This window comes from Acetobacter oeni (assembly GCF_011516825.1).
In the GTDB taxonomy this organism is placed as follows: Bacteria; Pseudomonadota; Alphaproteobacteria; order Acetobacterales; family Acetobacteraceae; genus Acetobacter; species Acetobacter oeni.
In genome coordinates, this window is the sequence record NZ_WOTA01000079.1 from 1 (window position 1) to 1,684 (window position 1,684).

Genomic DNA, 1,684 nt, shown 5'->3' on the forward strand with positions numbered 1-1,684 from the left:
CTTTTGCTCCATGCCACGATCGAGATGGGGAAATAGAAACGGATACCGTCTGCGCCCTCCCATGCTCCCATGCCCAGACGATCCTGACCGCCTGCGATATCCTCTGCAAACATCGCTTTCAGGGCGCTCCAGTCCTCCGGGGCGACCTGGTCCTGCAAGCAGGCTTCGAGACGATACTGATGCATCATCACAGGCGACAACTCCACTTCGGTCCCCAGTGACAGCAACTGAGCCAGTGTCAGGGCACTTGTATGCGAGGGGTCACGGAGTGTTTCCGCCCGATCATAGCCTTCCTGGCATTCCGGGGTCGGGGTGGCGTCAATCACGATAACCCGGCCACCGGGACGGCAAACACGCACCATTTCCGCCAGGACTTTCCCGGGCTCCTGCATGTGGTGAAAACTGTACCGTGTCACGACCCGGTCGAAGCTGTCCGCCTGAAACGGCAAATGCAGTGCATCGCCAGTATGATACGCCACTGTCACGCCCATCCTGTCCGCACGCTGGCGTGCCTGTTCGATCATGGCGGGTGTCAGGTCGATTCCTGTGACCTGCGCGCCAGAGCAGGCCAGTTCACACGCGACAATCCCCGGACCGCAAGCGACATCAAGCACCTTCATGTCTCTGGCCACTGCGCAGGCAGCCAGCGTCTGCGCCATGCTTTCCGCCTCCGCGTGAATGGCCAACTCAGCAAATGGCTTCGCCCAGCGTGTGAACTGCGCAATGATCCGAGCATCATGAGGCATGCGAGAGGCAGACATCGTAATTCCTTTCCTGGTCGGTTCAGGATAAAGACAAGACCGGTGGCCGTCTGACGCTATGCGGCCACAAATCAGCGGATATCGGCCAATGAAAAACCTCACAGCCAGGGAGACGCAGAGCGTCCTCGTCGAGAACAGGCTCAATGGTCCGGGGAAACCCGGCTTTGCATTCCTCAATCCGTCTTCCGCTGTATTTTACGACTGGCATGCGCATCCTTGCCACCAGATCACATACGCAAGACGCGGCACGACACAGATCGAAGGTCCGGACGGTCATCATCTGCTGCCCACCGCCCATGCCATATGGATTCCGGCAGAAACACGTCATCGGACCATGATCCGCGATCTGGACGGGGTTTCCGTCTATTTTGATCCTGCCTGTTTTCCGTCCGACGGCGCGGACTATATCCAGACATTCCCCGTAACGGCAATGGTGCGGGAGATGCTGTTCCACACCCTGCGCTGGCAAGCCGGTTCAGCAAAGCAAACGCCCATTGCCCAAAGTTTTTTCCAGACCCTCGGTCTGCTCTGCGTGGAGCAGATGCAGGCGAAAACGGAGCGGCTTTTCACGCTGCCACGTGCCGCCCATCCGTCTTTGGTGCGTGCCATGGATGCAGCCCTTGCCAGCCCCGGTCAGGCAAGCCTGACTCTGGCACTGCATCACGCCGGAATGTCAGAACGCAGCTTCCGCCGCCATTTTCATGAAGAAACCGGAATGACATGGCAGGACTGGATCGCACAGGCACGTCTCTTCCATGCCGCAACCCTGCTTGCGGAAGGTCAGCGCGTAACAGATGTGGCGGCCAGGATCGGTTACGCATCGCTCAGTGCATTTGCAAAAGCTTTTACGAACCTGATGGGCATGTCACCTGTCCGCTTTCGGAACGCGCAAACGAACTGTTGAACGGCCGACATGAGGGCGA

2 protein-coding genes are annotated in these 1,684 nt (G+C 58.7%); one reads left to right on the top strand and one right to left on the bottom strand.

All coding sequences use genetic code 11. The features are described from left to right. Positions 1 to 761 (bottom strand): class I SAM-dependent methyltransferase (locus GOB90_RS18620; RefSeq protein ID WP_173572222.1); only part of this gene is annotated, 761 nt, incomplete at its 3' end. An 88-nt stretch (positions 762 to 849) separates the two neighbouring features. Here GOB90_RS18620 and GOB90_RS18625 point away from each other — a divergent pair. After that, entirely contained in the window at positions 850 to 1,665 is an 816-nt protein-coding gene (locus GOB90_RS18625) for a helix-turn-helix transcriptional regulator (protein WP_146893126.1), read from the top strand. The last annotated feature ends 19 nt before the right edge of the window (positions 1,666 to 1,684 follow it).